Consider the following 24,651-nt stretch of genomic DNA (forward strand, 5'->3'; position numbering starts at 1 on the left):
ATCGGTTTCAAACGGCCTCACCCCGTCGGGTGAGGCTTTTGCGCATAAGGAGAAAGGCAATGAGCGTGGAAACCTGGCTGCTGTTCAGCGGCGCGGCACTGGTGGTGATCCTGATTCCGGGCCCGCTGTCCCTGCTGATGATCAGCAACAGCCTGAATTACGGTTTGCGCCGGTCCTACCCGGCGTTTCTCGGCGGCGTGTTTGCCTCGATCTGCCTGCTGAGCGCCTCGGCCCTGGGCCTGGGCGCCCTGCTGCTGGCCTCGGAACAGCTGTTCAGCGCGCTGAAAATCGTCGGCGCGCTGTACCTGTTCTATCTCGCCTGGCAAAGCTGGCAGCAATCGCGGCAGCCGTCTCATGGCGCCGAAGTGCCCGAGGCCGCACCGAAACCACGCTTTCGCGCACTGTTCGGGCGCGCTTTTGTGCTGGGTGCCAGCAACCCGAAAGACATTCTGTTCTTCGCCGCGTTTCTGCCGCAGTTTCTCAGCGCCGAGCAGCCCTTCCTGCCCCAGCTGCTGATCATGATCGCCACCTGGACCGTACTCGACCTGCTGTGCAAGCTGGCTTACGGCCTGGGTGCCCACGGTGCGGCGCGTTACCTGCGCAGCGGCAAGGGCCAGAGCTGGTTCAACCGGGTCAGCGCCGGGCTGTTCAGCGGCGCCGGTGCCGCGTCGCTGTTGAGCCGCTGAAAGCATCGCGAGCAAGCTCGCTCCTACAGAGAGCTGCTGCAAACCTGTAGGAGCGAGCTTGCTCGCGATGACATCCTCCCAGACACCCCTTTCTCAAGGGCGAAAAAAAGCCCGCAGTGTGAGCGGGCGAAAGACCAAAGAAGCTATTTGCGCAGGCTTCGTGGGGGGAAAGTCCTAGCTTCCTCTGTAGGTCGAATAGCTGTAGGGCGAGATCAGCAGCGGTACGTGGTAATGCTCCTGCTCGGCCGAGATGCCAAAGCGCAGCACCACCACATCGAGAAACGCAGGTTCGGGCAGTTGTACGCCGCGGGCACGGTAGTAATCACCGGCATGGAATTGCAGTTGGTAAACCCCGGTGCGGTAGTCATCGCCTTGCAGCAGCGGCGCATCGCAACGGCCATCGCTGTTGGTCAGGGCACTGGCGACCAGTTCCAGCTGCGTACCTTCGACCCGGTACAACTCGACCTTGATGGCACTGCCTGGGCAGCCATGCGCGGCATCCAACACGTGTGTAGTCAAACGTCCCATTGATTCTGCGTGTCTGTGCGCGCTCACACGTCCAGACCTCGCGCCTCCTGAAGTCAGTTGATAAGGAGACCGCACCGTTTCGGAGCACGAAAGGATGCGGCGAGGAATTTATTAAGACACTTTTCAAAAAAATTGTACACAATAAAAATCACCCATTTTCGGGTACTTCGAGCAAGCCCCCGTATTCCCTTGATCAGCGGCTACACCATGAGGACAGAAGACTTTTCATCCATTAGCTGACCAACCAGGCAGGTTTCTTGCAGTACCCAGGCATGAACACAATCGATGAAAAATGCAAAAAATCGGGCTTACAAACCGAATGAAAAGTTGTATACAATCAGCCCATCGCTGTGACGCCAGCCTGTCCTTCCCCCCAGGCCCCGCCACGCCACCGTTATCACGATAAGAAGGAAGACTGCAGTGAGCGCTGACTACCCACGCGACCTGATCGGTTACGGCTCCAACCCTCCTCACCCTCACTGGCCGGGCAATGCCCGCATCGCCCTGTCGTTCGTGCTCAATTACGAAGAAGGCGGCGAGCGCAATATCCTGCACGGCGACAAGGAGTCGGAAGCCTTCCTTTCGGAAATGGTCGCCGCCCAGCCCCTGCAGGGCGAACGCAACATGAGCATGGAATCGCTGTACGAGTATGGCAGCCGTGCCGGCGTCTGGCGGATCCTCAAGCTGTTCAAGGAATTCGACATTCCGCTGACCATCTTCGCCGTCGCCATGGCCGCCCAGCGCCATCCGGACGTGATCCGCGCCATGGTCGAGGCCGGCCACGAGATCTGCAGCCACGGCTACCGCTGGATCGACTACCAGTACATGGACGAAGCCCAGGAACGCGAGCATATGCTCGAGGCGATCCGCATCCTCACCGAAATCACCGGTGAACGCCCGCTGGGCTGGTATACCGGCCGCACCGGCCCGAACACCCGGCGCCTGGTGATGGAAGAAGGCGGTTTCCTCTACGACTGCGACACCTACGACGACGACCTGCCCTACTGGGAAGCCAACAACCCGACCGGCAAGGCGCATCTGGTGATCCCCTACACCCTGGACACCAACGACATGCGCTTCACCCAGGTCCAGGGCTTCAACAAGGGCGACGACTTCTACCAGTACCTCAAGGATGCCTTCGACGTGCTGTACGCCGAAGGCGCCGAGGCACCGAAGATGCTGTCCATCGGCCTGCACTGCCGCCTGATCGGCCGCCCGGCACGCCTGGCCGCCCTGAAGCGTTTTATCGAGTATGTCAAAGGTCACGATCAGGTCTGGTTCACCCGCCGCGTGGACATCGCCCGCCACTGGCAGCAAACCCATCCGTTCCCGGGGGCGGCGAAATGAGCACCTTCCAAACCCTGAAACCCTCGACCCTGAGCCGCGACGCCTTCGTCAACGCCTTCGCCGACATCTACGAACATTCGCCATGGGTCGCCGAAAAGGCCTTCGACCTGGGCCAGGATGCCTCGATCGACCGGATCGACGTCCTGCACCAGCGCATGAGCGATATCCTGTTGAGCGCCGACCACCAGAGCCAGCTGGCCCTGATCAACGCTCACCCGGACCTGGCCGGCAAAGCCGCCGTCCAGGGGCAACTGACCGCGGCCAGCACTGAAGAACAGTCTGGCGCGGGTATTCACCAATGCACGGCCGAAGAGTTCCAGCGCTTCACCGAGCTGAACGACGCCTACAAGGCCAAGTTCAAGTTTCCCTTCATCATGGCGGTAAAAGGCAGCAACCGGCATCAGATCCTCGCGGCGTTCGAAGCCCGCATCCACAACTCGGTGGACACCGAATTCAGGTGCGCGCTGGCGGAGATCAACAAGATCGCCCTGTTCCGATTACTGACTCTCTAGCAAGCCTGGCCCGAGTACGAAACGTACCCAGGGCCCTGCAAGCATCCCAAGCCACTCTATAAAGGCAGACAAGAAGAATGAAAGCTTACGCCGTACCTTTCGAGAAGTTCGTCAACCTGGCCGACGCCCGCCTGGGCACCAAGATCATTTCGGTGACCGATGACTGGTTCGCTGACGCCAACCGTCTGTTCCAGCCGACCCCGGCCGTATGGAAGGAGGGCGTTTTCGATGACAACGGCAAGTGGATGGACGGCTGGGAGTCGCGCCGCAAGCGCTTCGAAGGCTACGACAGCGCGGTGATCCGCCTGGGCGTGCCTGGCCAGATCAAAGGCGTGGACATCGACACCTCATTCTTCACCGGCAACTTCCCACCGTCGGCCTCCCTGGAAGCCTGCTTCCTGGCCCAAGGCGAACCGAATGAAAACACCCAGTGGGTGGAAGTGCTGTCGGCCGTCGAGCTGCAAGGCAACAGCCACCACTACCACGAGATCAGCAACGACCAGGCGTTCAGCCACCTGCGTTTCAACATCTACCCGGATGGCGGCGTGGCCCGCCTGCGCGTGTATGGCATTCCGTACCGCGACTGGTCGGCGGTCGGCGACAACGAGCAGATCGACCTGGCAGCCGCCCTCAACGGCGGCCGCGCCCTGGCCTGCTCCGACGAACACTTCGGCCGCATGAGCAACATCCTCAACCCGGGCCGCGGCATCAACATGGGCGATGGCTGGGAAACCGCACGCCGCCGCACCCCGGGCAATGACTGGGTAATCGTCGCCCTGGGCCATCCGGGCGAGATCGAGAAAATCATCGTCGACACCCTGCACTTCAAGGGCAACTACCCGGACAGCTGCTCGATCCAGGGCGCCTTCGTCAAGGGCGGTACCGACAGCCAGATCGAAACCCAGTCGCTGTTCTGGCGTGAACTGCTGCCGAGCCAGAAGCTGGAAATGCACGCCGAACACACCTTCGCCGAGCAGATCAAGGCCCTGGGCCCGATCACCCATATCCGCCTGAACGTGTTCCCGGACGGTGGCGTCAGCCGCCTGCGGATACTCGGCAAGGTCGCGAAGTAATGCCAAACCTGTAGGTGTAGGAGCGAGCTTGCTCGCGATGACGTCAGACCGGGCGATAGATGAACACCGGACAACCGCATCGCGAGCAAGCTCGCTCCTACAGGACAGCACAAGACGACAACAACGAACTCACAGATTAAGAAGAACAGCATGCGCACATTGATGATCGAACCGCTGAGCAAAGAAGCCTTCGCCCCCTTCGGTGACGTGATCGAAACCGACGGCAGCGATCACTTCATGATCAACAACGGTTCGACCATGCGCTTCCATCGTCTGGCTACCGTGGAAACCGCCACGCCGGACGACAAGGCGATCATCAGCATCTTCCGCGCCGACGCGCTGGACATGCCCTTGACCGTCCGCATGCTGGAGCGCCATCCGCTGGGCAGCCAGGCTTTCATTCCGCTGCTCGGCAACCCCTTTCTGATCGTGGTCGCGCCACTTGGCGATGCACCTGTATCGGGCTTGGTCCGCGCCTTTGTCAGCAATGGCAGGCAGGGCATTAATTACCATCGCGGCGTCTGGCACCACCCGGTGCTGACGATCGAAAAGCGGGATGACTTCCTGGTGGTTGATCGCAGTGGTACAGGCAACAACTGCGATGAGCATTTCTTTGAAGAGGATGAGTGTTTGATCCTCGCCCCCCACCAATAAGAGAAGGTCTGATCACCCGAAAACAAGGGTGACAGGCGAGAGGTAAAAACTGTGGAAGCACATCTGTTGGAATGGCTCAACCTGAGCGTGCGTTGGGTTCACATGATCACTGGCGTGGCCTGGATCGGCGCGTCGTTCTACTTCGTCTGGCTGGAAAACAACCTCAATCGCGTCAACCCCAAGGACGGCCTGTCGGGCGACCTCTGGGCAATCCACGGTGGCGGCATCTATCACCTGGAAAAATACAAACTGGCCCCACCGTCCATGCCGGAAAACCTGCACTGGTTCAAATGGGAAGCCTACTTCACCTGGATGTCGGGGATCGCCCTGCTGTGCCTGGTGTTCTACTACAACCCGATGCTCTACCTGGTAGCGCCCGGCAGCGGCCTGACCGGCCCTGAAGGCGTGGCCATCGGCATCGGTTCGCTGATCGCCGGCTGGTTTGTCTACGACTTCCTCTGCGACTCGCCCCTGGGCAAGAAACCCGCCCTGCTCGGCTTCATCCTGTTCGTGCTGTTGATCGCCGCGGCCTATGGCTTCAGCAAGGTGTTCAGCGGTCGCGGCGCCTACCTGCACGTCGGCGCCATCATCGGCACCATCATGGTCGGTAACGTGTTCCGCATCATCATGCCGGCCCAGCGCGCGCTGGTGGCCGCCATCGCGGAAAACCGCACGCCGGACCCGACCCTGCCGGCCAAGGGCCTGCTGCGTTCGCGCCACAACAACTACTTCACCCTGCCCGTGCTGTTCATCATGATCAGCAACCACTTTCCGAGCACCTACGGCAGCCAGTACAACTGGTTGATCCTGGCCGGGATCGCGGTGCTGGCGGTGCTGGTGCGTCACTACTTCAACACCCGCCACGACAGCCACAAGTTCGCCTGGACCCTGCCGGTGGCCGCCCTGGGCATGATCTGCCTGGCCTACGTCACCGGCCCCGCGCAAATGGCCAACAGCCCGGAAGTGGCCAAGGCCCCAGCGAAGATCGAGTACCAGCCACTGCCGGAAACCGCCATCGGCGGCGGCGCCAAGCCTGAAACCGCAGCAACTCCAGCAGCTCCGGCGACTCCCGAAGTGGCTCCGGCACAAGCGTCCACGGCGGCCCAGGGCCCGACCTTCGACAAGGTGCATAACGTGATCCAGGAACGTTGCACCGTCTGCCACTCGGCCAAGCCCACCAGCCCGCTGTTCAGTGCCGCGCCGGCCGGCGTGATGTTCGACACCCCCGAGCAGATCAAGCTCCAGGCCCCACGGATCCAGGCCCAGGCAGTCGCCAGCCAGATCATGCCGCTGGGCAATATCACCCAGATGACCCAGCAGGAACGTGACCTGATCGGCGCCTGGATCAACCAGGGGGCGCGCACCAACTAGTACCGCGGTGCCTTGACGACCGCTATCGCAGGCAAGCCTCGCGCCTACAGCATGTGTGTTGCTTCTGTAGGAGCGAAGCTTGCTTGCGATCGGCCGCCACGCGGTTGGCCTGCTGCAAAAAAGCTGTTCGCAACCACACAGCTTTCTAATCACAAGAATAAGAAGATCCGAGGTGTTGCATGTCCGCGTTAACCGAACCGCGCATCCCCGACGCACCCGCCATTGCGCGACTGCCCCTTTTGCAACTGATCCTGGTCGGGTTGCAGCATGTTCTGCTGATGTACGGAGGCGCCATCGCGGTGCCGCTGATCATCGGACAGGCCGCGGGTCTGAGTCGTGAAGAAATCGCCTTCCTGATCAATGCCGACCTGCTGGTCGCCGGCATCGCCACCCTCGTACAATCCCTCGGCATCGGCCCCATGGGCATCCGCATGCCGGTGATGATGGGGGCCAGCTTTGCCGCCGTGGGCAGCATGGTAGCCATGGCCGGCATGCCGGGCATCGGCCTGCAGGGGATCTTCGGCGCGACCATCGCCGCCGGTTTCTTCGGCATGCTCATCGCGCCCTTCATGTCCAAGGTGGTGCGCTTCTTTCCGCCCCTGGTCACCGGCACCGTCATCACCTCCATCGGTCTGTCGCTGTTCCCGGTCGCGGTGAACTGGGCGGGCGGCGGTAGCCACAATGCCGAATTCGGTTCCCCCATCTACCTGACCATCGCCGCGCTGGTGCTGGGCACAATCCTGCTGGTGCATCGGTTCATGCGCGGTTTCTGGGTGAACATTTCCGTGCTGATCGGCATGGGCCTGGGCTATGTGCTCTGCGGCCTGATCGGCATGGTCGACCTCAGCGGCATGGCCCAGGCGCCCTGGGTGCAGGTGGTCACTCCGCTGCATTTCGGCATGCCGCAGTTCCATCTGGCGCCGATTCTTTCGATGTGCCTGGTGGTGGTGATCATCTTCGTCGAGTCCACCGGGATGTTCCTCGCCCTGGGGAAAATCACCGGTCAGGAAGTCACCCCGCGCATGCTCCGCCGTGGCCTGCTGTGTGATGCCGGCGCCTCGTTTTTCGCCGGTTTCCTCAACACCTTCACCCACTCTTCGTTCGCCCAGAACATCGGCCTGGTGCAGATGACCGGTGTGCGCTGCCGCTCGGTGACCATAGTCGCCGGCGGCCTGCTGATCGTACTCAGCCTGCTGCCCAAGGCGGCTTTCCTGGTGGCCTCGATTCCCCCGGCGGTCCTGGGTGGCGCGGCTATCGCCATGTTCGGCATGGTGGCGGCGACCGGGATCAAGATCCTCCAGGAAACCGATATCGCCGACCGGCGCAATCAACTGCTGGTGGCGGTGAGCATCGGCATGGGCCTGATTCCGGTGGTCCGTCCGGAATTCTTCGCCCACCTGCCCCTGTGGATGAGCCCGATCACTCACAGCGGAATCGCCATGGCCACCCTCAGTGCGCTGGCCCTGAACCTGCTGTTCAACATTCTGGGCGGCACCGAACGGGCCGCCAGCAACGCCCGACACGCCCACCAGCATTGAAGCCTGGACGGGGCGGCCCGACAGCCGCCCCTGCTTGACCGTCGATACCCGAAATACACGCACGACAGGCAGACCCGGCACCGCGCCCGGTCGCAGTCGGCGGCTGCCTGCGCCTTGACAATAAAAACAAACAGGGAGCAACACGATGAGATATGCACACGCACGCCTGCTGCTCAGCGGCGCACTGCTGGCCACGACCCAGGTCATGGCCGGCGACCTGCTGCTGTGGCAGACCAACAGCCTGACGTACCTGTACGGCAAGAACTTCACGATCAACCCGTCGATCCAGCAGACGGTGACCTTCGAACACGCCGATCGTTGGAAGTACGGCGACACCTTCCTGTTCGTCGACAAGATTTTCTACAACGGCGAGGAAGACCGTAACAAAGGTCCCCATGCCTTTTACGGCGAGTTCAGCCCCAGGCTGTCGTTCGGCAAGATCCTCGACCGCTCATTCGCCTTCGGCCCGGTCAAGGATGTGTTGCTGGCCATGACCTACGAATATGGCGAAGGCGACAGCGAGGCCTATCTGATCGGCCCCGGTTTCGACCTGGCCCTTGCGGGCTTCAACTATTTCACCCTGAACTTCTATCGCCGCCAGACCGAAGGCCCGCGCCCCGGCGACGGTGTCTGGCAGATCACCCCTTCCTGGTCCTACAGCATCCCGCTGGGCCGTTCGAACCTGTTGATCGACGGCTACCTGGACTGGGTGGTGGATAACGACCGGAACGACCGCGGTACCTACCACGCCAACCTGCATATCAACCCGCAGATCAAATACGACCTGGGCAAGGCCCTGCTCCTGGGCGAAAAGCAGCTGTATGTCGGTCTCGAATACAGCTACTGGAAAGACAAATACGGCATTCAGGACAGCGCCAACCTGGACACCAATCAGAACACCGCCAGCCTGCTGGTGAAGGTGCATTTCTAGAATGACCGGCAAACGTGCCCCAAAGTTGTTTCAAGTGCGCTATTGCAGAGCACTTGAGCAAGGCCGTGGGAGTCAGTATTCTCCGCGGCCGCCTGAATCCGGTGAAAAAAAAAGCCCGGATTTAAAACCTGACCGGAAAGCCAACTTATCCCGGCCTCCGGAAAGTACTAAGGCGTACCGAGTTAAAACCGAATTCACTCTCGATCGACTGTATTCGTACAGGCGCGCGGGAGTTTTTGCGCTTTTTTTTCGCCTTGGCTCAGCTCTTGCTATCAGCAACAAAGCTGACCGATCGGATGATTTTTCAGCCACTAAAAGGTGCCACACCAGAGCACCGGCTTTTAAAGAAAAACGTGGAACCACTTACTTTTTGGGAGCAACCGAATGAACCGCATCTGTAAAGGCCTGATGCTTGCCGGATCCTTGCTGGCAGGGGCCCAGGCCACCGCCGGCGACCTGCTGCAATGGCAAAACAACAGCCTGACCTACCTCTACGGCAAAGACTTCACGATCAACCCGCAGATCCAGCAAACCGTGACTTTCGAACATGCCGATGCCTGGAAGTACGGCGACAACTTCCTGTTTATCGACAAGATCTTCTACAACGGTAAAAAGGACGGCAACGTCGGCCCGAACACTTATTACGGCGAGTTCAGCCCGCGTCTTTCGTTCGGCAAGATCTTCGATCAGAAGTTGGAGTTCGGCCCGATCAAGGATGTATTGCTGGCCATGACTTACGAGTTCGGCGAAGGCGATAACGAGTCCTACCTGATCGGTCCGGGCTTCGACCTGGCAATCCCCGGGTTCGATTACTTCCAGTTGAACTTCTACAACCGCCAGACCGAAGGCAGCCGTGCCGGCGACAATGTCTGGCAGATCACCCCGGTCTGGTCCTATACCATTCCCGTGGGCCGTTCGGACATCCTGATCGACGGTTTCATCGACTGGGTGGTGGACAACGACAAAAACTCCAAAGGCGAGTACCACGCCAACCTGCACATCAACCCGCAGATCAAGTACGACCTGGGCAAGGCGCTGAAACTGGGCGACAAACAGTTGTATGTGGGTATCGAGTACGACTACTGGAAGAACAAGTACGGGGTCAAGGACACCCCCTACTTCGACACCGACCAGAACACCGCCAGCCTGCTGCTCAAGTACCACTTCTGATGCAGTGAGCGCCGTTCCCGTGCGGGTCGCGGGAACGGATTACATCGAATAAATCGATAGCAACGCGCCGATATTCGCAACCATCGATCAGTTGAGCTGGCATAGCATGTCGCTCATCCCAACCTGATCAGGAGTTGCATCGATGACTCAATTTCGCACAGTACTCAGCGTCCATACCGGCCAGCCCGCTTCGGACGGCGCCGGCGTCAGACTGACCCGGGTCTTCGGTGGCCAGGGTGTCGAGCGCTTCGACCCGTTCCTGATGCTCGATGAATTCGGCTCGGAAAACCCCGACGACTACATCGCAGGCTTCCCGCCCCATCCCCATCGCGGCTTCGAAACCGTCACCTACATGCTCGAAGGCCGCATGCGCCACGAGGATCACCTGGGCAACGTCGGCCTGCTGGAAGGCGGTGGCGTGCAATGGATGACCGCCGCCAAGGGCATCATCCACAGCGAGATGCCGGAACAGGAAGAAGGCGTGATGCGCGGCTTCCAGCTCTGGCTGAACCTGCCGGGCAAGCACAAGCTGGACAAGGCCGGCTACCGGGACATTCAACCCCAGGACATCCCCCGCCTGACCACCGCCAATGGCGTGGAAGTGGTGGTGATCGCCGGCCGCTTCGATGACGGCCAGGCGCAGCAGACCGGCGCCGTCGAACGGCCGGACACCGAGCCCCACTACTTCGACCTGCGCCTGCCTGCGGGCGCCAGCATCAGCCCGCGGCTGCCTGCAGGGCATCGGGCCCTGCTGTATGTCTATGAAGGTCAGATCGACCTGCCCGGGCATCCGCAACCGGTCGCCAGCAGCAAGCTGGTGCGCCTGTCCGACCAGGGCGAGATTCAGGTGAGCAGTGCCGACGGCGCCCGTGTGCTGTTGATTGCCGGCAAGCCGCTGGGCGAGCCGATCGTGCAGTACGGACCATTCGTGATGAACACCCGGGAAGAGATCGAGCAGGCATTGCGGGATTTTCGCGATGACAAGCTGACGGCCTGAGCATTGCCCTTAGAAACGCTATCGCGAGCAAGCTCGCTCCTACAGAGATAATGAATTCCCTGTAGGCGAGCCTGCTCGCGATGTTCTTTCAGGCCCTCGCGACCTCTGCCGCCAACCCCAGGAACCGCCGCAGCTCGTCGCGCTTGGCCAAGGCATCGCTGCGCCCCAGCTCGATCAATTCGCTGCAATACCCCGCCTCGAACAGCAGGTAACTCAAGACCCCGGCACCGCTGGTCTTGGTCGCCCCCGGCCCGCGCAGGAACAGGCGCAATGCCGCCGGCAGCTCATGCCGGTGACGCGCGGCGATCTCGTCGATCGGCTGGCTGGGGGCGATCACCAGCACCTCCACCGGCGCCACGCCCAGGGTACGGACGGGCGTGCCCGACGGCAGCAGATGACTGAACTGGTTGAGTCGCTGCAAGAGCTCGATGTCGCTCTCCAGGCTGTCAATGAACGTACTGTTGAGCATGTGGCCACCGATCTGCGCCAGCGTCGGCTGCTGCCCGGTGTAGCTGCGTTGCTGGGGCGCCTGCGGATCGATGCCACGGGGGTTGCCGCTGACCCCGACCACCAGCACTCGGCTGGCCCCCAGGTGCAAGGCCGGACTGATGGGCGCCGATTGCCGCACCGCGCCGTCGCCGAAAAACTCCTGGTCGATTTTCACCGGCGCGAACAGCAGTGGAATCGCCGAGCTGGCCAGCAAGTGTTCGACCGTGAGTTCGGTGGGCAGGCCGATACGCCGATGGCGCAACCAGGCCTCGATGGTGCCGCCGCCCTGGTAGAAGGTCACCGCCTGGCCCGATTCATAACCGAAGGCCGTGACCGCCACCGCCTGCAGATGCTTTTGCGCAATGGCATGACGAATACCGGACAGCTGCAATTTATCGTTCAACAACTGCCGCAGCGGCGAGCTGTTGAGCAACGCCACCGGCACTTGCGCGCCCAGGCCGAGCAGGCTGTGGCCAACGAACCGGGTGGCCTGGCGGATCACCCCGGGCCAGTCGCTGCGAATCACCTGATGGCTGCGAAAGCCCTGCCAGAACGCCGTGAGACGCTCGATGGCCGCGGTGAAATCCAGCGCGCCGCTGGCCAGGCTGACCGCATTGATCGCCCCGGCCGAGGTCCCGACTATCACCGGGAAGGGATTGCTCGCCCCCGCCGGCAGCAATTCGGCAATCGCCGCCAGCACCCCCACCTGATATGCCGCACGAGCCCCGCCGCCGGAAAGAATCAATCCTGTGACCGGTTCCGCTGGGCTCATCGCTACACTCCATGGCGCTGATAAAGGGCTTTCAATCTAGCGCGATAAATTCAACCGCGCTTCTTATACAGCTTCGGCTCGCCTGGCGGGCGGCTCTTGAAGCGCCGATGAGCCCACAGATACTGCTCCGGACACTCGCGCAGCACACCTTCGATCCACTGGTTGATGCGCAGGCAATCGGCCTCTTCGGTCTCACCCGGGAAATCCTGCAACGGCGGGTGAATCACCAGCCGATAACCACTGCCATCGGCCAGCCGCTGCTGAGTGAAAGGCACCACCAGGGCCTTGCCCAGCCGGGCGAACTTGCTGGTGGCGGTGACCGTCGCCGCCTGGATGCCGAACAGCGGCACGAATACGCTCTGCTTGGCGCCGTAATCCTGGTCCGGTGCGTACCAGATGGCCCGCCCGGCGCGCAGCAGCTTGAGCATGCCGCGCACGTCTTCACGCTCCACCGCCAGGGAATCCAGATTGTGCCGCTCGCGGCCACGACGCTGGATGAAATCGAACAGCGGGTTCTTGTGCTCGCGGTACATGCCGTCGATGGTGTGCTGCTGGCCCAGCAAGGCGGCGCCGATCTCCAGGGTGGTGAAGTGCAGGGCCATGAGGATCACGCCCTTGCCTTCCAGCTGCGCCTGCTTGAGATGCTCCAGGCCTTCGACATGGGCCAGGCGCGCCAGGCGCGGCTTGGACCACCACCAGCTCATGGCCATTTCGAAAAAGGCGATGCCGGTGGAGGCGAAGTTTTCCTTGAGCAGGCGCTTGCGCTCGGCGGCGGACTTTTCGGGGAAACACAGTTCCAGGTTGCGCTTGGCGATCCGCCGACGCTCACCGGCCACCCGGTACATCAGCGCGCCCAGGGCACGGCCGATCCACAGCAGCAACGGATAAGGCAGCTGGACCACCAGCCATAGCAGGCCCAGGCCCAGCCACAGCGGCCAAAAACGGGGATAAAGAAATGCAGCTCGAAAACGCGGGCGATCCATTACAGATTCCGGACAGACAACAAGGTCGCGCATTCTACATCGGTTCGACCCGGCTTGCGGCCCGCGGGCGTTCTCGTTATAAGTCTCGGCACTTTTAGTGACAAGCCGCTTTATGCCGACCATGAGCCAAACCGAATCGCAAGACCTGGATCCTGTGTTCCAGTTGAAGGGCAGTATGCTGGCCATCACCGTGCTGGAACTGGCCCGCAACGACCTCGAGGGCCTCGATCGCCAACTGGCGGCGAAGGTCGCGCAAGCCCCGAATTTCTTCAGTAACGCCCCGCTGGTGCTGGCGCTGGACAAGCTGCCGGCCAGCGAAGGCGCCGTCGATCTGCCCGGCCTGATGCGCGTCTGCCGTCACCATGGTCTGCGCACCCTGGCGATCCGCGCCAGCCGCATCGAAGACATCGCCGCGGCGATCGCCGTCGACCTGCCCGTGCTGCCACCTTCCGGCGCCCGAGAACGACCGCTGGAACCGCAGGAAAACGAAGCTCGGAAAAAGCCTGAAAAGCCGCCTGAGCCGACCATCAAGCCCACCCGCATCATCACTTCGCCAGTACGCGGCGGGCAGCAGATCTATGCCCAGGGTGGCGATCTGGTCGTGACCTCCTCGGTCAGCCCGGGTGCGGAACTTCTGGCCGATGGCAACATCCATGTATACGGCCCGATGCGCGGTCGAGCGCTGGCCGGGGTCAAGGGAGATACCAAGGCACGGATTTTCTGTCAGCAATTGAGCGCTGAACTGGTGTCCATCGCCGGCCAGTACAAGGTTTCCGAGGACCTGCGGCGCGATCCGTTGTGGGGTGCCGGGGTCCAGGTCAGCCTGTCGGGTGACGTGTTGAACATCACACGTCTTTAACGGATACTGCCGCATTTTCCAAGCATCTCTAAAACGTAGCGAATACGGCTCAAACGAAGTAGGAGCAGGTGTTAACCGACCTCCAGCCAAGGCTGTCCGACTGCAGTAGTTTTCAAGAGATGTTTTTCAGGGGCTAAAAGTCCTTTTTCCTTAGGGGTGAAACACCTTGGCCAAGATTCTCGTGGTTACATCCGGCAAGGGTGGTGTGGGTAAGACCACCACCAGCGCCGCTATCGGTACCGGCCTCGCTCTGCGCGGCCACAAAACAGTCATCGTCGACTTCGACGTCGGCTTGCGTAACCTCGACCTGATCATGGGTTGCGAACGTCGCGTGGTGTATGACTTCGTCAACGTGGTCAACGGCGAAGCCAACCTGCAGCAAGCCCTGATCAAAGACAAGCGCCTGGAAAACCTCTACGTACTGGCCGCCAGTCAGACCCGCGACAAAGACGCGCTGACCCAGGAAGGCGTGGAAAAAGTGCTGATGGAGCTCAAGGAGACCTTCGAATTCGTGGTCTGCGACTCTCCGGCCGGTATCGAGAAAGGTGCTCACCTGGCCATGTACTTCGCCGACGAAGCGATTGTCGTGACCAACCCGGAAGTTTCCTCGGTACGTGACTCCGACCGCATGCTGGGCCTGCTGGCCAGCAAGTCCAAGCGCGCGGAGAACGGCGAAGACCCGATCAAGGAACACCTGCTGCTGACCCGCTACAACCCTTCGCGTGTCAGCAACGGCGAAATGCTTGGCGTCGAAGACGTCAAAGAGATTCTCGCAGTAACGCTGCTGGGCGTGATTCCAGAATCCCAGGCAGTACTCAAGGCTTCCAACCAAGGCGTTCCAGTGATTCTCGATGACCAGAGCGACGCCGGCCAGGCGTACAGCGATGCTGTCGACCGTCTGCTGGGTAAAACCGTGGAACACCGGTTCCTTGATGTTGAGAAGAAGGGATTCTTCGAGCGCCTGTTTGGAGGTAGGTAATGAATCTTTTTGACTTCTTTCGTGCCAGCAAAAAAGTAAGCACCGCGTCGGTAGCGAAAGAGCGTCTACAGATCATCGTGGCGCATGAACGCGGCCAGCGCACTACCCCTGATTACTTGCCTGCCTTGCAGAAGGAGCTGGTGGAAGTCATCCGCAAGTACGTCAATATCGGGTCCGATGACGTGCATGTCGCCCTGGAAAACCAGGGCAGCTGCTCGATCCTGGAACTCAATATCACCCTGCCCGATCGCTGATCGATTCGGCTGGAGCCACGGCGGCTCGGTCCCTCGGTTTTTCTACAGGAGCACAGGTGCTCCTGTAGACGCCGGGTCGATCGAGCCGCCGTTGGCGTTTGTTACGAGGCTGTTTTAATGCCGCTGTCGAATATCCGCATCATTCACCAGGACGCCGCCGTCCTGGTGGTGGACAAGCCCACCCTGCTGCTCTCCGTGCCCGGCCGGGCCGATGACAACAAGGATTGCCTGATCACCCGCCTGCAGGAAAACGGCTACCCGGAAGCCCGCATCGTCCATCGCCTGGACTGGGAAACCTCCGGCATCATCCTGCTGGCCCGCGACCCCGATACCCATCGCGAACTGTCCCGGCAATTTCACGACCGCGAGACCGAAAAAGCCTACACCGCCCTGTGCTGGGGCCAGCCGGAACTGGACAGCGGTAGCATCGACCTGCCACTGCGCTACGACCCGCCGACCAAACCGCGGCACGTGGTGGATCACGAATTCGGCAAGAACGCCCTGACCTTCTGGCGAGTGCTGGAACGCTGCGGCGACTGGTGCCGCGTCGAACTGACCCCGATCACCGGGCGCTCGCACCAGTTGCGGGTGCATATGCTGTCCATCGGCCACCCGCTGTTGGGCGACGGCCTGTACGCGCATCCGCAAGCGCTGGCCGCCTGGCCACGCCTGTGCCTGCACGCCAGCATGCTCAGCTTCACCCATCCGCAGAGTGGCGAACGCCTGCGCTTCGAGTGCCCGGCACCATTCTGATCGAGAGCGGCCACCGTAGCGAAACGCCCCTCGATTGAGGGGCATACAGACACGGAAAAATCTGATCAAAAATGAAGATTAATCTGAACAATTTGTTATGAATTTGTGAAAATAATATTAAAATAGTGGCCATTCGACATTAAGGCAGGAAGCCCTCGTGCTCAGCAGTCAGCCATTTCAACGCGATTACCCTTTCACCTTCTGCTTTCTGAATACCACCCTGCACCTTCGCGAAAAACCTTCGGCAGACGCCTGCACAGCCCTCGAACAACTCATCCGCCAACGTCACGCCCACAAACAGACCCGCGCCAGCACCCCCTTGGCGACCGGCGAGACACCGCTGTTCGCCAAGGTGCAGCCCCTGGATACGCTCAAGGCGAAAGTTCGCGTCACCCTGGGCAAGCCCCAGCGCAACGGCCGCTTCGACTGGCCGCTGGAAGAGCTGATCAACACCGTCGAAGCCCAGCGACGCGGCGTACAGATGTCCGACCTTGAAGGATTCGGCTACACCCGGGATCGCCTGGGACTGGTACAGGAATACTTCATCATTACCCGCCTGCTGGATGATTACGTCGACGGCGTAAAGTGGTTGCGCAACAATCCGGACAAGATCGAGCCTTTTATCCGCGATGCATTCGGCCTGCTGCACTCCCTCGCGCAAAAGAACATCACCCACATGGATTTCTGGGCCGGCAACATCATGATCAGCCCCCAGGCTCCGCTCAAGGCCATCGACTTCGAGAACTGCTTCGCGACCATCACGCCCCATGCCAGCGAAACCCTGGGTTTTCAGTTGGGGTTCTTCTATCGCCGCGAAGTCTACAAACTGATCACCGAAGCGCAGTACGACACGCTGGTGGAGGAATACCTCGATCAACTGCCGGGCATTTGCGCAGAGAAATTCAATGAGGTTTACCAGGCCAGCAAGCATGAATATGTGGGTCGCAAGCAACGCCGCGAAGTGTTCCTCAAAGGCAACCTGATCACCGGTTGAGCCGTTTTCCCTGCCGCGATGAATGTTGTCTCCCTCAACGGCATTGCGCCTGCAATGCCGCGAGCCGATACGGTAAACTCGCGCCACTGCTGTCTGGAGTTACTTATGCGCGAAGAGTTGAACCAGGGCCTGATCGACTTCCTCAAGGCCTCCCCTACCCCTTTCCATGCAACCGCCAGCCTCGTACAACGCCTGGAGGCCGCGGGCTACCAGCGTCTCGACGAGCGCGAGCCGTGGACCACCGAAGCCAACGGTCGCTACTACGTCACCCGCAATGACTCCTCCATCGTGGCCGTCAAGCTGGGGCGGCACTCGCCTCTGCAAGGCGGGATCCGCATGGTCGGCGCGCACACCGACAGCCCGTGCCTGCGGGTCAAGCCGCAACCTGAGCTGCAACGCCAGGGCTTCTGGCAACTGGGCGTGGAAGTCTATGGCGGCGCCCTGCTGGCGCCCTGGTTCGACCGCGACCTGTCGTTGGCCGGCCGCGTCACCTTCCGCCGCGACGGCAAGGTTGAAAGCCAGTTGATCGACTTCAAGGCGCCCATCGCGATCATCCCCAACCTGGCTATTCACCTCAATCGCGAAGCCAACCAGGGCTGGGCCATCAATGCCCAGACCGAGTTGCCGCCGATCCTCGCGCAATTCGCCGGCGACGAGCGGGTCGACTTCCGCGCGGTGCTGACCGACCAGCTGGCCCGCGAACACGGCCTCAACGCCGATGTGGTGCTCGATTACGAGCTGAGCTTCTACGACACCCAAAGCGCGGCGGTGATCGGCCTGCACGGCGACTTCATCGCCGGCGCGCGCCTGGACAACCTGCTGTCCTGCTACGCCGGCCTGCAAGCCTTGCTCAACGCCGACACCGAGGAAACCTGCGTGCTGGTCTGCAACGACCACGAAGAAGTCGGCTCCTGCTCGGCCTGTGGCGCCGACGGCCCGATGCTCGAACAGACCCTGCGCCGCCTGCTGCCCGAAGGTGACGAATTCGTGCGTACCATCCAGAAGTCGCTGCTGGTCTCGGCCGACAACGCCCATGGCGTGCACCCCAACTACGCCGACAAGCACGATGCCAACCACGGCCCGAAACTCAACGCCGGCCCGGTGATCAAGGTCAACAGCAACCAGCGCTACGCCACCAACAGCGAAACCGCCGGTTTCTTCCGCCACCTGTGCATGGCCGAGGAAGTGCCGGTGCAAAGCTTCGTGGTGCGCAGCGACATGGGTTGTGGCTCGACCATCGGCCCGATCACCGCCAGCCACCTGGGTGTGCGCACCGTGGATATCGGCCTGCCGACTTTCGCCATGCACTCGATCCGCGAACTGTGCGGCAGCCACGACCTGGCCCATCTGGTGAAGGTCTTGAGCGCGTTCTACGCCAGCCGCGATCTGCCGTAAGCCCCATGTAGCCGCTGCCGCAGGCTGCGACAAGCCCGAAGGGCTTCAGCGATCTCAAGATCCTGCGCCTGTTTTTACAGGTGATCGCAGCCAGCGCCAGCGGCTACAGGGTGCCGAAGCATTTCTGATGCACATCAACCCGAACCTCGCCAAAGCCACCTAGACTTAGGACTATCCCCTTCCGACAAGGCTGTCGCCATGATCTCGATGTCTTCGTTCCACGCCATGCTCATTCCCATTCTCTCGGGAATGATCCTGTTGGCCATCGGCTACAACTTCCGCGACAAGAACGCCGGCATCTTCAGCATGTGGGCCGGTATGCTGCTGATCCTCGGCACCGTGATCTACAAGATCCTCGCCAAACTCGCCGAATAAATCCGCCGTCCAGGCTCGCATTGGTATTGGCTGCCTCGTACACTCGGTCGATCCGCTTTTTCTGAGGTTGACCGCCCAGTGTTTGCTCGTCTTTCCGTTCTGCCCTACTGCCTGCTTCTCTGTCTCCTGACACTGTTGCCGCTGTCATCGGCCCAGGCAGTGGGTTTGCCGGGCCTGCTCAACAGCGGCAAAACCCAGCCGCAAGCCGAGCAGCCCCTGGGGCAGTCGCTGGATGAAGTGATCAAGTCCCTGGAAAACGACCAGCAACGCACCCAGTTGCTGACCGACCTGAAAAAACTTCGCGACGCCACGAAGAAGGCCCAGACGCCCGCCGAAGAAGGCGTGCTCGGCCTGATCGGCGGCACCCTGTCCAGCTTCGAAAAACAGTTCTCCGGCGCCGACAGCCCGATCACTCGCTGGTCGAACGAATTCGATCAGGCCCAGGATGAACTGGCGGCCCTGATGCTGCCGGCCAGCGAATGGCTGCCGATCATCTTCGCCTTCGCCCTGATCCTGATGGTCTGGAGCCTTCTCGCCGCGGCGCTGATCTGGCTCAGCCACCGCCTGCGCGAGCGTTTCGGCCTCACCGAAGAACTGCCGCAACACCCCAAGACCTGGGACCTGCTGCGCTTCGCCCTGCGCAAACTGGGGCCCTGGCTGATCGCGTTGATCATGACCGTGTACATGACCTACAAACTGCCGTCGTCCCTAGGCAAGGACCTGGCCATGGTCCTGGCTTATGCGCTGGTGGTCGGCACCTGCTTCTCGGCGATCTGCGTGATCGCCTTTTCCGTGCTGGACGGTCCGAACCGTCACCGCGCGCTGTACATCCTGCGTCGCCAGGCGTTCCGGCCGTTGTGGCTGATCGGCAGTTTCGCCGCCTTCGGCGAGGCCTTGAGCGACCCACGGTTGATCGCCAGCCTGGGCAGCCACCTGGCGCACACCGCGGCCACCTTCGCCAATGTGATGGCGGCCTTGTCCACCGGGGTGTTCATCCTGCGTTTCCGCCGGCCGATCGCTCACCTGATCCGCAACCAGCCGCTGTCCCGGCGCCTGACCCGCCGCGCCCTGAGCGACACCATCGAGATCATCGGCACCTTCTGGTACCTGCCAGCGCTGGTGCTGGTGGCCATTTCCCTGTTCGCCACCTTCATTTCCGCCGGCGACACCAGTACCGCGCTGCGCCAGTCGCTGATCTGCACCGTGCTGCTGGTGCTGTGCATGGTGATCAACGGCCTGGTGCGCCGCCATTCCCTCAAGCCCCAGCGCGGGCACAAGCGCCACGCCCTGTATTCCGAGCGCCTCAAAGGCTTCTTCTACACCCTCGCCCACCTGCTGGTGTGGCTGGTGTTCATCGAACTTGGCCTGCGGGTCTGGGGCATGTCGCTGATCCGCTTCACCGAAGGCGACGGCCACGAAATCAGCGTCAAGCTGTTCAGCCTCGGCGGTACCCTGCTGTTCGCCTGGCTGATCTGGATCCTCAGCGACACCGCGGTGCACCACGCCCTGACCCGCTCGCGCAAAGGCCTGGCCAATGCCCGGGCACAGACCATGATGCCGCTGATCCGCAACGTGCTGTTCGTGGCGATCTTTATCATTGCCCTGATCGTCGCCCTGGCGAACATGGGCATGAACGTCACGCCACTGCTGGCCGGTGCCGGTGTGATCGGCCTGGCCATCGGTTTTGGCGCCCAGTCGCTGGTGGCCGACCTGATCACCGGCCTGTTCATCATCATCGAGGATTCCCTGGCCATCGACGACTACGTGGACGTCGGCGGCCACCTGGGCACCGTCGAAGGCCTGACCATCCGCACCGTGCGCCTGCGGGACATCGACGGCATCGTGCACACCATCCCGTTCAGCGAAATCAAGAGCATCAAGAACTACTCCCGGGAGTTCGGCTACGCGATCTTCCGGGTGGCCATTCCGTACAACATGGACATAGACGAAGCCATCAAACTGATGCGCGATGTCGGCCAGAAGATGCGTACCGACCCGCTGCAACGGCGCAACATCTGGTCGCCGCTGGAGTTCCAGGGGGTGGAAAGCTTCGAGTCCGGCAACGCGATTCTGCGCGCCCGCTTCAAGACCGCGCCGATCAAGCAATGGGAAGTGTCGCGAGCCTTCAACCTGTCCCTCAAGCGTCACCTCGACGAAGCCGGAATGGACCTGGCCACGCCACGCATGAGCGTGCAGGTGATCACCGCCGGCGGCGGGCCCCAGCAAGAGGAGTAAGGCGTCCGGCCGCGTCTCGGCAAGGGCGCGGCCGCACTCTCCAGGGTTGGGGCGGTCACAGGTTCTGGCACCTGAGCAGCACAACACTAATCATGGAGAGAGTCCCCTATGCAGCTATCCGCTATCGCCCAAGCCTGCCTGATCGGCGTCCTGGCCTTGTCCGGCCAGGCCGCCAACGCTGTCGACGACAGCCCCATGGAACAGGCCCGCCAGCACATCGCCGAACAGGCCAAGGCCCTGGAGCCAGCGCTGCTGGAAACCCGTCGCGATATCCACGCCCACCCGGAACTCGGCAACACCGAACAGCGCACCGCACAGCTGGTAGCCACGCAATTGCGCGCCCTGGGCCTGGAGGTCAAGACCGGCGTCGCCCGCACCGGCGTGGTGGCGGTGCTCAAGGGCGCCCTGCCCGGCCCCACCGTGGCCTTGCGCGCCGATATGGACGCGCTGCCGGTCAAGGAAGTCGCGGACCTGCCGTTCGCCTCCAAGGCCAAGGGGCGCTACCTGGATAAGGAAGTGGACGTCATGCACGCCTGCGGCCACGACGCCCACACCGCCATCCTGCTGAGCACGGCGAAAATCCTCAGCGACATGCGCAAGCGCCTGCCCGGCACCGTGGTGTTCTATTTCCAGCCCGCCGAAGAAGGCCCGAGCGATTTCATCCCCGACGGCAAGAACACCTGGGGCGCGAAAATGATGGTGCAGGAAGGCGTGATGCAATCGCCCAAGCCGGACGCGGTGTTCGGCCTGCATGTCTGGGCCGGGATTCCGGCCGGACGCATCGCCTACCGCCCGGGCCCGACCCTGGCCAGCTCCGACGACCTGCGCATCAGGATTCTCGGCAAGCAGACCCACGCCGGCCGCCCCTGGGACGGCATCGACCCGATCACGGTCGGCGCCCAGACCGTCGTCGGGCTGCAAACCGTGGTCAGCCGCCGCACCGATATCTCGTCGTTTCCCTCGGTGGTCAGCATCGGCACCATCAACGGCGGCACGCGCTACAACATCATCCCCGAGTCGCTGGACATGAGCGGCACCATCCGCTCGTACGACTACGGCATTCGCCAGAAGCTGCACAGCGATGTGCGCCAGACTGTGGAAAAGATCGCCGAAAGCGGTGGCGCCAAGGCTGAGGTGAGCATCATCGAGAAGTACGACCCGACCATCAACGACCCGGCCCTGACCGAAAAGATGCTGCCGAGCCTGCGCTGGGCGGCCAAGGACGATGTGGTACAGGGCCCGCTGGTGGGGGGCGCGGAAGACTTTTCCTTCTATGCCAAGGAGGCGCCGGGGCTGTTCGTGTTTCTCGGCGTGACACCGCGGGACCAGGACATGGCCAAAGCCGCGCCGAACCACAACCCGGGGTTCTTTGTCGATGAATCGGCGCTGGTGGTGGGCGTGCGTACCCTGGCGTCATTGACCACCGATTATCTGTTTGCCAGGGCCAAACCTTAAGGATTGACCCCTGTCGTTATCGCGAGCAGGCTCGCTCCCGCACCGGGAGCGGGCTCAGACCACATCGACGCCGACATGGATCGCGTCGTGGCGCCAGAACTCCAGGTCACAGTCGATCAGGCGCTGGTGCTGGTCGTAATTGACCCGGGCGATCCGCAGCCCGGGACTGCCGGCCGAAACCTTCAACGCCGCGGCCGCCTCCACCGGCAAGGAGGTCGGCACGATCTCGAAGCGCACCCGGCCGTAATGCAGGTCGTAGTGCCGGGCATACAGCTCGGTGATCGACTGGTTCAGGTCGAACTCGAGAATGCCCGGGAAGTACTGCGGATTGAGGTAGTGCTCGACATACAGCACCAGACGCTCGTCGATACGTCGTACCCGACGGATCTGGATCACGCTGGACAGCGCCGGCAGTTGCAGCCAGGCACAGACCGCCGCTGAAGCCGGTTGCAGGCGCGCCGAAATCATCTCGGTCGACGGCACCCGCCCCTGGGCGCTGACCATCGCGTGAAAATGGCTGCGCTGCATCAGGTTGTAGGCCAGGCGTGGCGGCGAGACGAACCAGCCGCGCCGCTCCTCGCGGTAGATCTGGCCCTGGGCCTCCAGCTGCAACAAGGCTTCGCGCACGGTAATCCGCGTAGTGCCGAACAACTCGCTGAGCTTGCGCTCGGCCGGCAGCTTGCTACCGGGTGCCAACAACCCGTGATCGATCTGTTCCTGCAGGACCTGCCCAATGGCTGTCACCGCCTTGACTGCCTCTTCGCGCATCAACGTTACCTATCTGGACTAGACCAGCACTGTTTCAGGGCAAAACGTGCCAGGGAAAAAGGCACTCAGCCTTCACCGAGAGCCTAGGCACTGCATATGACTGACAGATGACAACGCCGCCAAATCGCTGTGCCAGACACCTGCAATTGGCTGGCCAAGTCCTTTCATATCAGCTGTTTAGCCCTGGGCTACGCTTATCTCGCAGACCCGTGCCTGACACTCGCAAACGCCTTGCAGGACTGATGCCGACATCAAAGTGTCATCCAGCCGGCTTAAATTGGCTCAGGTATTGCTGACCTAGACCAACAACGTTAGACAAACACAGCGTTGAACACGCCCAAAGGAGCTTCGGATGAAACAGCTTTTCCTGGCATCACTGTTAGGCTCGACCATTGCCCTGTGCACCGCCGCCATGGCCGCCGATACCGACTTGAAGACCCTGGAAGCCGCGGCGAAAGCCGAAGGCGCCGTCAACAGCGTCGGCATGCCCGACGACTGGGCCAACTGGAAAGGGACCTGGGAAGACCTGGCCAAGCATTACGGCCTCAAGCACATCGACACCGACATGAGCTCGGCCCAGGAGATCGCCAAGTTCGCCGCCGAGAAAGACAACGCCAGCGCCGACATCGGCGACGTGGGCGCGGCCTTCGGCCCGATCGCGGTCAAGCAGGGCGTGGTCCAGCCTTACAAACCAAGCACCTGGGACCAGGTCCCGGACTGGGCCAAGGACAAGGACGGCAACTGGGCGCTGGCCTACACCGGCACCATCGCCTTCATCATCAACAAGAAGCTGCTGCACGGCTCCGAAGCCCCCAAAAGCTGGGCCGACCTGGAGAAAGGCAAATACAAGGTCTCCATCGGCGACGTGAGCACCGCCGCTCAGGCCGCCAACGGCGTGCTGGCCGCGGCCATCGCCAAGGGCGGCGATGAAAAGAACATCCAGCCGGCGCTGCTGATGTTCGCCGAGATCGCCAAGCAGGGACGCCTGTCGCTGGCCAACCCGACCATCGCCACCATGGAAAAGGGTGAAGTGGAAGTCGGCGTGGTCTGGGACTTCAACGGCCTGAGCTACCGCAACAAGATGGTCAACAAGGACGACTACATCGTGCTGATCCCCTCGGACGGTTCGGTGATCTCCGGCTACACCACCATCATCAACAAATACGCCAAGCACCCGAATGCGGCCAAGCTGACCCGTGAATACATCTTCAGCGATGCCGGCCAGATCAACCTGGCGCGCGGCAATGCCCGTCCGATCCGCGCCGAACACCTGACCCTGCCCGCCGAAGTCCAGGCCAACCTGCTGCCCAACGAGCAGTACAAGAAAGTCACGCCGATCAAGGACGCCGACGCCTGGGAGAAAACCTCCAAGGGCCTGCCACAGAAATGGCAGGAAGAAGTGATCATCAACATGCAGTAATGCTGCATCTGTAGGAGCGAGCTTGCTCGCGATCCAGGCGCTGCGGTCTGTCCTGGAACCGCAGAGATGCCATCGCGAGCAAGCTCGCTCCTACAGGCACCTGGTTGTCTTGC

The 24,651-nt window shown here is 61.8% G+C and carries 24 protein-coding genes; 20 read left to right on the forward strand and 4 right to left on the reverse strand.

Annotated elements, in window-relative coordinates; translation table 11 throughout:
* The first annotated feature begins 59 nt into the window (after positions 1-59).
* Positions 60-686 (forward strand): LysE family translocator, encoded by a 627-nt coding sequence (locus J4E58_RS13900; protein WP_007921780.1) that lies wholly within the window; start codon positions 60-62, stop codon positions 684-686.
* Positions 687-860: 174 nt separating this feature from the next.
* Here the strand turns inward: J4E58_RS13900 and uraH are convergent, their stop codons facing one another.
* Positions 861-1,214 (reverse strand): hydroxyisourate hydrolase, encoded by a 354-nt coding sequence (gene uraH / locus J4E58_RS13905; protein WP_023966464.1) that lies wholly within the window; start codon positions 1,212-1,214, stop codon positions 861-863.
* Positions 1,215-1,634: 420 nt separating this feature from the next.
* Between uraH and puuE the strand changes: the two genes are divergently transcribed.
* The 9 genes from puuE (at position 1,635) to J4E58_RS13950 (ending at position 10,807) form a co-directional block, all read left to right on the forward strand.
* A complete protein-coding gene (gene puuE / locus J4E58_RS13910; RefSeq protein ID WP_007921782.1) occupies positions 1,635-2,561 on the forward strand; it encodes an allantoinase PuuE in 927 nt (308 codons plus the stop codon).
* Positions 2,558-3,073, forward strand: a complete 516-nt coding sequence (gene uraD, locus J4E58_RS13915) for a 2-oxo-4-hydroxy-4-carboxy-5-ureidoimidazoline decarboxylase (protein WP_087092402.1) — start codon at positions 2,558-2,560, stop codon at positions 3,071-3,073. The genes puuE and uraD overlap by 4 nt, the downstream gene beginning before the upstream one ends.
* A gap of 77 nt (positions 3,074-3,150) precedes the next feature.
* Positions 3,151-4,146: an allantoicase gene (gene alc, locus J4E58_RS13920; protein ID WP_087092403.1), complete on the forward strand. Its 996-nt coding sequence runs from the start codon at positions 3,151-3,153 to the stop codon at positions 4,144-4,146.
* A 150-nt stretch (positions 4,147-4,296) separates the two neighbouring features.
* On the forward strand, positions 4,297-4,800 hold the full coding sequence (locus J4E58_RS13925) for an ureidoglycolate lyase (protein ID WP_007921785.1): 504 nt from the start codon (positions 4,297-4,299) through the stop codon (positions 4,798-4,800).
* 51 nt (positions 4,801-4,851) lie between these two features.
* Complete coding sequence (locus tag J4E58_RS13930; RefSeq protein ID WP_087092404.1) at positions 4,852-6,171, forward strand: urate hydroxylase PuuD; 1,320 nt, start codon at positions 4,852-4,854, stop codon at positions 6,169-6,171.
* A 179-nt stretch (positions 6,172-6,350) separates the two neighbouring features.
* Positions 6,351-7,709 carry a nucleobase:cation symporter-2 family protein gene (locus J4E58_RS13935; protein ID WP_053262224.1) on the forward strand — a complete coding sequence of 453 codons (1,359 nt, stop codon included), beginning with the start codon at positions 6,351-6,353 and terminating at the stop codon, positions 7,707-7,709.
* Positions 7,710-7,854: 145 nt separating this feature from the next.
* The gene (locus J4E58_RS13940) at positions 7,855-8,640 is read left to right on the forward strand and encodes an outer membrane protein OmpK (protein ID WP_087092405.1); all 786 of its coding nucleotides are present in this window, start codon (positions 7,855-7,857) and stop codon (positions 8,638-8,640) included.
* A 384-nt stretch (positions 8,641-9,024) separates the two neighbouring features.
* Positions 9,025-9,810: an outer membrane protein OmpK gene (locus tag J4E58_RS13945; protein ID WP_053262226.1), complete on the forward strand. Its 786-nt coding sequence runs from the start codon at positions 9,025-9,027 to the stop codon at positions 9,808-9,810.
* A 142-nt stretch (positions 9,811-9,952) separates the two neighbouring features.
* Positions 9,953-10,807 carry a pirin family protein gene (locus tag J4E58_RS13950; protein ID WP_087092406.1) on the forward strand — a complete coding sequence of 285 codons (855 nt, stop codon included), beginning with the start codon at positions 9,953-9,955 and terminating at the stop codon, positions 10,805-10,807.
* An 88-nt stretch (positions 10,808-10,895) separates the two neighbouring features.
* On the opposite strand, the gene J4E58_RS13955 is transcribed toward J4E58_RS13950, so the two are convergent.
* On the reverse strand, positions 10,896-12,068 hold the full coding sequence (locus J4E58_RS13955) for a patatin-like phospholipase family protein (protein ID WP_087092407.1): 1,173 nt from the start codon (positions 12,066-12,068) through the stop codon (positions 10,896-10,898).
* A 50-nt stretch (positions 12,069-12,118) separates the two neighbouring features.
* Entirely contained in the window at positions 12,119-13,051 is a 933-nt protein-coding gene (locus J4E58_RS13960) for a lipid A biosynthesis lauroyl acyltransferase (RefSeq protein ID WP_038576968.1), read from the reverse strand.
* Between the two features lie 121 nt (positions 13,052-13,172).
* Between J4E58_RS13960 and minC the strand changes: the two genes are divergently transcribed.
* The 9 genes from minC (at position 13,173) to J4E58_RS14005 (ending at position 22,350) form a co-directional block, all read left to right on the forward strand.
* Positions 13,173-13,910 (forward strand): septum site-determining protein MinC, encoded by a 738-nt coding sequence (minC, locus tag J4E58_RS13965; protein ID WP_009045065.1) that lies wholly within the window; start codon positions 13,173-13,175, stop codon positions 13,908-13,910.
* A 166-nt stretch (positions 13,911-14,076) separates the two neighbouring features.
* Positions 14,077-14,889 carry a septum site-determining protein MinD gene (gene minD / locus J4E58_RS13970; protein WP_007928664.1) on the forward strand — a complete coding sequence of 271 codons (813 nt, stop codon included), beginning with the start codon at positions 14,077-14,079 and terminating at the stop codon, positions 14,887-14,889.
* On the forward strand, positions 14,889-15,143 hold the full coding sequence (gene minE / locus J4E58_RS13975; RefSeq protein ID WP_007928666.1) for a cell division topological specificity factor MinE: 255 nt from the start codon (positions 14,889-14,891) through the stop codon (positions 15,141-15,143). The genes minD and minE overlap by 1 nt, the downstream gene beginning before the upstream one ends.
* Before the next feature lie 117 nt (positions 15,144-15,260).
* Positions 15,261-15,896: an RluA family pseudouridine synthase gene (locus tag J4E58_RS13980; protein ID WP_007928667.1), complete on the forward strand. Its 636-nt coding sequence runs from the start codon at positions 15,261-15,263 to the stop codon at positions 15,894-15,896.
* Between the two features lie 157 nt (positions 15,897-16,053).
* Complete coding sequence (locus J4E58_RS13985) at positions 16,054-16,890, forward strand: hypothetical protein (protein ID WP_087092408.1); 837 nt, start codon at positions 16,054-16,056, stop codon at positions 16,888-16,890.
* Between the two features lie 105 nt (positions 16,891-16,995).
* On the forward strand, positions 16,996-18,285 hold the full coding sequence (locus tag J4E58_RS13990) for a M18 family aminopeptidase (RefSeq protein WP_007928670.1): 1,290 nt from the start codon (positions 16,996-16,998) through the stop codon (positions 18,283-18,285).
* A 198-nt stretch (positions 18,286-18,483) separates the two neighbouring features.
* The gene (locus tag J4E58_RS13995; protein ID WP_007927853.1) at positions 18,484-18,660 is read left to right on the forward strand and encodes a hypothetical protein; all 177 of its coding nucleotides are present in this window, start codon (positions 18,484-18,486) and stop codon (positions 18,658-18,660) included.
* Positions 18,661-18,738: 78 nt separating this feature from the next.
* Entirely contained in the window at positions 18,739-20,895 is a 2,157-nt protein-coding gene (locus tag J4E58_RS14000) for a mechanosensitive ion channel family protein (RefSeq protein WP_087092409.1), read from the forward strand.
* Between the two features lie 108 nt (positions 20,896-21,003).
* Positions 21,004-22,350: an amidohydrolase gene (locus tag J4E58_RS14005; protein ID WP_087092410.1), complete on the forward strand. Its 1,347-nt coding sequence runs from the start codon at positions 21,004-21,006 to the stop codon at positions 22,348-22,350.
* A 54-nt stretch (positions 22,351-22,404) separates the two neighbouring features.
* Here the strand turns inward: J4E58_RS14005 and phnR are convergent, their stop codons facing one another.
* A complete protein-coding gene (gene phnR / locus J4E58_RS14010; RefSeq protein ID WP_009050226.1) occupies positions 22,405-23,118 on the reverse strand; it encodes a phosphonate utilization transcriptional regulator PhnR in 714 nt (237 codons plus the stop codon).
* 352 nt (positions 23,119-23,470) lie between these two features.
* Between phnR and J4E58_RS14015 the strand changes: the two genes are divergently transcribed.
* The gene (locus J4E58_RS14015; protein WP_009045072.1) at positions 23,471-24,538 is read left to right on the forward strand and encodes an ABC transporter substrate-binding protein; all 1,068 of its coding nucleotides are present in this window, start codon (positions 23,471-23,473) and stop codon (positions 24,536-24,538) included.
* Positions 24,539-24,651 lie beyond the last annotated feature (113 nt).

Origin of the sequence: Pseudomonas sp. FW305-25 (assembly GCF_017351415.1) — a bacterium.
In the GTDB taxonomy this organism is placed as follows: domain Bacteria; phylum Pseudomonadota; class Gammaproteobacteria; order Pseudomonadales; family Pseudomonadaceae; genus Aquipseudomonas; species Aquipseudomonas chlororaphis.

Bases quoted from the DNA above. Each gene is read 5' to 3' on its own strand.
- J4E58_RS13900 (WP_007921780.1), top strand. From the start codon at position 60: ATGAGCGTGGAAACCTGGCTGCTGTTCAGCGGCGCGGCACTGGTGGTG.
- uraH (WP_023966464.1), bottom strand. From the start codon at position 1,214: ATGGGACGTTTGACTACACACGTGTTGGATGCCGCGCATGGCTGCCCA.
- uraD (WP_087092402.1), top strand. From the start codon at position 2,558: ATGAGCACCTTCCAAACCCTGAAACCCTCGACCCTGAGCCGCGACGCC.
- alc (WP_087092403.1), top strand. From the start codon at position 3,151: ATGAAAGCTTACGCCGTACCTTTCGAGAAGTTCGTCAACCTGGCCGAC.
- J4E58_RS13925 (WP_007921785.1), top strand. From the start codon at position 4,297: ATGCGCACATTGATGATCGAACCGCTGAGCAAAGAAGCCTTCGCCCCC.
- J4E58_RS13935 (WP_053262224.1), top strand. From the start codon at position 6,351: ATGTCCGCGTTAACCGAACCGCGCATCCCCGACGCACCCGCCATTGCG.
- J4E58_RS13940 (WP_087092405.1), top strand. From the start codon at position 7,855: ATGAGATATGCACACGCACGCCTGCTGCTCAGCGGCGCACTGCTGGCC.
- J4E58_RS13945 (WP_053262226.1), top strand. From the start codon at position 9,025: ATGAACCGCATCTGTAAAGGCCTGATGCTTGCCGGATCCTTGCTGGCA.
- J4E58_RS13950 (WP_087092406.1), top strand. From the start codon at position 9,953: ATGACTCAATTTCGCACAGTACTCAGCGTCCATACCGGCCAGCCCGCT.
- J4E58_RS13955 (WP_087092407.1), bottom strand. From the start codon at position 12,068: ATGAGCCCAGCGGAACCGGTCACAGGATTGATTCTTTCCGGCGGCGGG.
- J4E58_RS13960 (WP_038576968.1), bottom strand. From the start codon at position 13,051: ATGGATCGCCCGCGTTTTCGAGCTGCATTTCTTTATCCCCGTTTTTGG.
- minC (WP_009045065.1), top strand. From the start codon at position 13,173: ATGAGCCAAACCGAATCGCAAGACCTGGATCCTGTGTTCCAGTTGAAG.
- minE (WP_007928666.1), top strand. From the start codon at position 14,889: ATGAATCTTTTTGACTTCTTTCGTGCCAGCAAAAAAGTAAGCACCGCG.
- J4E58_RS13980 (WP_007928667.1), top strand. From the start codon at position 15,261: ATGCCGCTGTCGAATATCCGCATCATTCACCAGGACGCCGCCGTCCTG.
- J4E58_RS13990 (WP_007928670.1), top strand. From the start codon at position 16,996: ATGCGCGAAGAGTTGAACCAGGGCCTGATCGACTTCCTCAAGGCCTCC.
- J4E58_RS13995 (WP_007927853.1), top strand. From the start codon at position 18,484: ATGATCTCGATGTCTTCGTTCCACGCCATGCTCATTCCCATTCTCTCG.
- J4E58_RS14005 (WP_087092410.1), top strand. From the start codon at position 21,004: ATGCAGCTATCCGCTATCGCCCAAGCCTGCCTGATCGGCGTCCTGGCC.
- phnR (WP_009050226.1), bottom strand. From the start codon at position 23,118: ATGCGCGAAGAGGCAGTCAAGGCGGTGACAGCCATTGGGCAGGTCCTG.
- J4E58_RS14015 (WP_009045072.1), top strand. From the start codon at position 23,471: ATGAAACAGCTTTTCCTGGCATCACTGTTAGGCTCGACCATTGCCCTG.